Source organism: Bradyrhizobium sp., from assembly GCF_019242285.1.
Classification (GTDB): domain Bacteria; phylum Pseudomonadota; class Alphaproteobacteria; order Rhizobiales; family Xanthobacteraceae; genus Bradyrhizobium.
Genome location: NZ_JAFAVV010000611.1, coordinates 1 through 5,425, shown reverse-complemented (window position 1 = coordinate 5,425; position 5,425 = coordinate 1). Strand labels below are relative to the sequence as shown.

The 5,425-nt window shown below is 60.2% G+C and carries 7 protein-coding genes and 1 pseudogene; 3 read left to right on the top strand and 5 right to left on the bottom strand.

From position 1 onward, the window contains the following. The coding region (locus tag JOY90_RS25040) for a thiamine pyrophosphate-binding protein (RefSeq protein ID WP_291693792.1) at positions 1–350 on the bottom strand (350 nt) is incomplete at its 3' end. Positions 351–860: 510 nt separating this feature from the next. Here JOY90_RS25040 and JOY90_RS25035 point away from each other — a divergent pair. Further along, the gene (locus JOY90_RS25035) at positions 861–1,478 is read left to right on the top strand and encodes an inorganic diphosphatase (RefSeq protein WP_291693791.1); all 618 of its coding nucleotides are present in this window, start codon (positions 861–863) and stop codon (positions 1,476–1,478) included. On the opposite strand, the gene JOY90_RS25030 is transcribed toward JOY90_RS25035, so the two are convergent. After that, entirely contained in the window at positions 1,479–1,640 is a 162-nt protein-coding gene (locus JOY90_RS25030; RefSeq protein ID WP_291693790.1) for a hypothetical protein, read from the bottom strand. A 79-nt stretch (positions 1,641–1,719) separates the two neighbouring features. Between JOY90_RS25030 and JOY90_RS25025 the strand changes: the two genes are divergently transcribed. Together JOY90_RS25025 and JOY90_RS25020 are read left to right on the top strand one after the other, a co-directional pair. Beyond that, complete coding sequence (locus JOY90_RS25025; protein ID WP_291693789.1) at positions 1,720–2,061, top strand: hypothetical protein; 342 nt, start codon at positions 1,720–1,722, stop codon at positions 2,059–2,061. A gap of 184 nt (positions 2,062–2,245) precedes the next feature. Continuing rightward, a complete protein-coding gene (locus tag JOY90_RS25020) occupies positions 2,246–3,244 on the top strand; it encodes a sensor domain-containing diguanylate cyclase (RefSeq protein ID WP_291693793.1) in 999 nt (332 codons plus the stop codon). A gap of 90 nt (positions 3,245–3,334) precedes the next feature. Here JOY90_RS25020 and JOY90_RS25015 read toward each other — a convergent pair. The 3 genes and pseudogenes from JOY90_RS25015 to JOY90_RS25005 all read right to left on the bottom strand — a co-directional run. Continuing rightward, positions 3,335–3,751 (bottom strand): annotated as a pseudogene (locus JOY90_RS25015) (ABC transporter substrate-binding protein); the annotation flags it as partial. A gap of 179 nt (positions 3,752–3,930) precedes the next feature. Further along, entirely contained in the window at positions 3,931–4,689 is a 759-nt protein-coding gene (locus JOY90_RS25010) for a glucose 1-dehydrogenase (protein ID WP_291693788.1), read from the bottom strand. 20 nt (positions 4,690–4,709) lie between these two features. After that, positions 4,710–5,425 (bottom strand): MFS transporter (locus JOY90_RS25005; RefSeq protein WP_291693787.1); only part of this gene is annotated, 716 nt, incomplete at its 5' end.

Here is a 5,425-nt window from a genome sequence, read left to right as displayed (position 1 = left end):
CCCGTATGCTTGGCGAAACCGGAAGCCATGAAGGCTGCTGCCTCCTCGTGGCGCACGCCGATATATTTGATACGGTCAGCGCGCTTCCGCAGCGCTTCAATGATGGAATTGATGCCGTCGCCAACGATACCGAAGGCATGCGTCGCCCCCCAGGCGATCAGGATCTCAACCAAGATGTCGGCGGTGTTTTGGTCGTCCCCGAACTCGGGCATCGGCTGCGGTGTTATCGAGGAGGCGGTTTCCGCAGGCTGTGTGGCCGCGCTGGTCCGCGCGGGTGTCCCGGCAACCGCCAGCCCTGCAGCCGCGACCGAAATGAAGTCTCGCCGATCAAGACCTCTGGATTTTGCCATCTGGTAGCTCCTCGAACAGAGCCCGCCCTTCGACGACAAAAAACCCGCTTCGGTCACACAAGTTGCTATTGGCCATTCTATTTTGTCTCATAAACACCTTCGCATCCTTGCCGCTGCGGGCAGCGAGCGCTTGTACCCAACCAGCGCCGAGGCGGCAGGCAAATCGTACTCTCCTGTTGCGAATCCGATCGGCGGTTAGGAACGGTCCGGCAGCCAGATTAGAAGTCGCGCGCCATGCCCCCGTTGAGGAACAATCCGTGAACTCCAATGTTGTGGTTTCGACGGGACGGACCCTGAGCGACAAACGGACTCCGGCCATTTAGAAAGACCCACACGATCAGGTGTCTGAGGACGGCACCGATGGTTAATCGGTCATGTTCTTGGAGACCATACGCAGCGAGTTTGGTCAGGGAATCCTCGGTCTGAGCGAGGTGATCAGTAGGCCCAAACGGCTTAGCCCTCCGCGAATACGTTTCCGGTTGCACCACGTAGACAGGCGGCGGTCGGAAGATGTCGATTCGCCTGGAAAAACCGGACCCCAACGGGCATTTGGTTGCTTGGCAGATTTCAACCCCGCGAGACATTCCCATGCCCAATTTCTTCAATCTCCCGTCCTTTACCGACGATGGCGACGTTCATGCCGTCGTCGAAACGCCGCGCGGCAGCCGCGCAAAATTTGCCTACGATCCCAAGCTTGAGACCTTCGCCCTCAGCAAGTCGCTGCTGACCGGCCTGACCTATCCCCACGATTGGGGTTTCGTGCCTTCGACGAAGGCCGACGATGGCGACCCGCTCGACATCATGGTGATCCACGACGCTGCGACCTTTCCTGGCATGGTCATCACCTGCCGCGTTATTGGCATCCTGCAGATCGAGCAGAAGAGCAAAAAGAAGTCAGAGCGCAACGACCGCCTGTTCGCTGTGCCGCGGCGCTCGCATTCCGAGCGGTCGCTAAAGGATGTCGCGGATCTCTCCAAACCGATCCGGGAAGAGCTTGAGAAGTTCTTTATCGCGACCGACGAGCTTGAGGACAAAAAGCTCAACATCCTCGGCTGGAAAGGGCCCAAGGTAGCTCTTGATGCCATCAAGGACGCTGGCAAGTCGTTCGCCAAGGAAGACGAGGAATAATCAGGCGGCTTTCGCGCGCTGCTTCTTCGCCGCGGCGCGCTCGGCTTCTTTCACAAGACGGCCGCGCAAAAGCGCAAGGACGGCTGCTTCCTCCGGCTCGAGGCTCTCAACGGCCCTCTCAAGGCAATCGAGGGCGAATGCGTTCTGTTCACGGCTGAACACATCGTGTCACGCCTCCCCGGTTCGGCTCCCGGCGCTTTGGCGGGTTCGCCGTGGGTCGAGGTCCCTGGGACTCACCGCTATGTTGATCGTCACTATTGTTGTAACAAACAACAATATGCCGTCTTGCCACGGTTTGCGAACCAATAAGAAGGAGGGAATAGACGGGAGAATCGACGTGTCGAACCGGTCAGCCCAAGCCCCGGCGCAGCTGCAGCCGTCGCGAAAGGCGAAGGGCAAGGGAAAGCCCAGGTCCGAGGCGGCTGTCATTGATATCGACCTGGATGGTCTTGCGGGCCAGCTGGGCTATGCGGTGCGGCGCTTTCAGCTCTGGGTTTTCCAGGACTTCATCAAGACGCTTGCCCATCGACTCGCGTCGCAGAACCGTGTTCCGACGGCCTGCGGGGCACCGTCCTATGGCTAATCGTGCTTCTTGCCGATCATCGGGGCACTTTGGAGGTAGTCGCGTCGTTCGGACAAAATTTACCACCCCGCGAACTCGCATGTAGTGCCCCGTTGCGATAACCCAGTCCTCAGGTTTTGCGCGCATCCTCCCGCATTCGAACCAAAGAATTTGTCTCGCTTTCGGACGGGGATTGCAAGCCAGGATGGCCGGGAATCGCTCACAGCGCGCCAAAGGGAAATCGCCTGAAGGCCTTCGGCCGGACGGCGAGCAGCCGTCAAGCCTGCGTGCAGAGCTCTCTCAGACGCGGCAGGAACTTGCAACGCTGTATGCTTCTTTAGACAACGTGCAGAGCGGTCTGCTGCTGCTCGATCGAGACCTACGGGCGTGCTACAGCAATCCGGTTCTGCATACGATGTTTAAGGCGTTTTCCGCCGAGCGGATCCGGCGCGAAAAACCGTATTACGCCGACATGCTGCAGGAAGCAGCAGGCGCGGATGCGGTCGATGTCAGCGACTATGTAGCTCGCCGGCTTGAGTGGGTAAGATCGGGCGATCCGACGCCCATGGATCTACCGATGACAAATGGCACGGTTCTGCGATGTCAGCTCGCCATCCTCCCCGGCGGCGGCCGCATGCTGACTTACGGCGATGTCACCGATATTGTCCGGAACGCGCAGGAAATGGAAAGATTGGCGAGCATCGACGGAATGACCGGCATTTTCAACCGCCGCCATTTCATGACACTCGCAGAGCGGGAATGGGAGCGTGCCCGGCGCTACCGACGGCCTCTTTCGTTCTTGATGATTGATATCGATAACTTCAAGCTGATCAATGACCGTTTTGGTCATGAAGCGGGCGATGCAGTCATTCTTCACGTGACAAACCTCGCGTGTGCCCGCAAACGGAGTTTGGACGTTCTGGGTCGGGTCGGCGGCGATGAATTTGCGCTTCTGCTTCCGGAAACGGATCTTGGCGCGGCTCAAGCCCAAGCCGATCGCCTTCGGCATCAGATCGCTGAAGGCGCTTGTTCGATCATAGAGCACCGCGTGACGGTCAGCGTTGGCGTGGCGAGCGTCGGTGAGACGGTTTCGGCGCTTTCGGCACTCATGAAGTCGGCCGATCAGGCGCTGTACGCTGCCAAGCGGAACGGCCGGAATCGGGTCATGTGCAGCTTGGCGCCAAGCCAAGCACCAACACTGTAAGATGCGCAAAGCACGAAAGCAGTCGTGCGCCTTGCCGACGCGCTGTAGCCGACTTCCACGAGAGCGTTTAGTCAGTTGCTCGAATGGCGGATCGTCAATCGGCATTGATTTCATCGCGGCAACCACCGCCCGGCCGTCCGCTGCGGAGCCGACCTTTTCGACTGCCTTCAGGTAGTGCATGATGCCCGAGTACACGCCGGCCTGCATGTGATTGGGCATGCCTTGCTTCGGTTCGCGCTCTTGGTAGCGTTTTGACCAGGCGCGCGTGGTATCATTCATGTCCCAGTAGAAGGCGTTCATCGCGGTCAGGCCCTGAGCGGCCTTAAGTCCAAGTGATGTCGCGCTCTGCAGGTCGAAGATCAGCGCGACGAGTCTCTGCTCCTCACCTATGTTGAACTCGGCGGCCTGCTTGATGGCGGTCACGGTGTCCCCGCCGGCATTCGCCAGCGCGACGGCTTGTGCGTTCGACCCCTGGGCCTGCAGTAGGAAGGAGGCGCTGGCGGCCAATCAGGAGCAGTTGGGTCGCGGAATTTTTCAAAATTCCAGTCGTGTATCAGCCAGGAACAAATGGGTTTACACAAGCGCGGCGACCTACTTGCTCTCGGCCATCGTCACAAAGGTCACCGGACAATCCGTCGCCGACTATAAGAGGATCGTCGATTCATCGCAGAGGAACGACGGCCGACCTACTGGGCCGTCAGGCCCCCATCGACTGGCATCGCATGTCCGGCCATGAAGGACGCATCCCCCGAAGCGAGAAACAGCACCGCACGAGCCATCTCAACCGGATCCGCGGGGCGACCGATCGGATGCAGCTGCATGATATGCTTCTCAACACCGGGGTTCTGAAACCAGCTTTCCAGTAAAGGGGTCCTGGTCGCGCCGGGGCAGATCGCGTTGATGCGTATGCCGCGGTCTATGTAGTCGAGCGCCGCGGCGCGCGTTAGACCAACCACCCCGTGCTTGGAGGCACAATAGCTGCCGAGGGCGCGTGTGCCGACGAGGCCTGCAACTGACGCGGTGTTGACGATGGCGCCGCCGCCACTCTTCAGCAACGCAGGTATTTCGTGCTTCATCGAAAGGAAAACGCCCTTCAGATTGACCCCTATGATGCGATCCCAGGCGATCTCCTCCTCCTCGGCGATCGGAAACCCGGGGCTTGCAATGCCGGCATTGTTGAAAGCGATGTCAAGCCGGCCGAACCGCGAGAGCGCATGGGCAACCATGCCCTCGCAATCCGCGTTCCGACTCACATCGGCAGCGACGAAGCTCGCGTCCGCCCCCGCAGTTCTGATCAAGGAGACAGTCTGGCGGCCCCCGTCGTGGTCGATATCAGCCACGACCACGCGCGCTCCCTCCTCGCCGAACGCCAGGGCAGTCGCCCGGCCGATGCCTCCGGAGGCACCGGTGATCAAAACAACCTTTTTCTCGAATCGCCGTCCCATTTCAGACCCCTGTCTTCCGATCACCTTGAAAGCACAGACTCGGGCGCGATCTCGTGCTGATGATCAGCCGTCGCGGCTTCCGCGCTCTTGATGCCGACGATGCGCGGCGCCGTCTCCTGCAGCATCAGACAGAACAGGCCGGCGCCGACGCCAAGCGCCGCGGCGATCCACATCGGGCTTGCCGGGCCGAAGGCGTCGGCCGCGACGCCGGCAAGCCCCGGACCGGCAAAGCCACCCACGATCTCCCCTACTCCCATAATGAACCCGAGCGCGCTGGCGACGTAGGTCGGCGGGATGGTTTCGGATGGCACGGTGGCCATGAACAGAGAGAAAGCGCCGATGGCCAGAAAACCGATGGCCATGATCAACACCATCAGCGGCAGGGGCCCCTGGAACAGGACAGTCGCAACCGGAGCGATCACGCCAGTAAGGATGAACAGCATCAGGATGGGCTTCCTTCCAAACCGATCAGACAGCGCCGGCACGAGAATTGACGAGGCCGCCTGAGCAAGTCCAAGCGCACTCAAGACCACGCTCATGGCCCCTGGGGACAAGCCGCGGGTCTGGACCAGGTAGATCGGGAGAAAGGTGAGCTGAATGAGGAGCCAGGCCACCATCAGGCAGCTGATGATCGTACAAACCCAAATGTTTCTGTAGCCGAGCATCTCCTTCAACGGCATCGTATTGCTTACGGCAGTCTGGGCCTGAAGCCGCTCCGCGTTTGGCTCGCGGATGA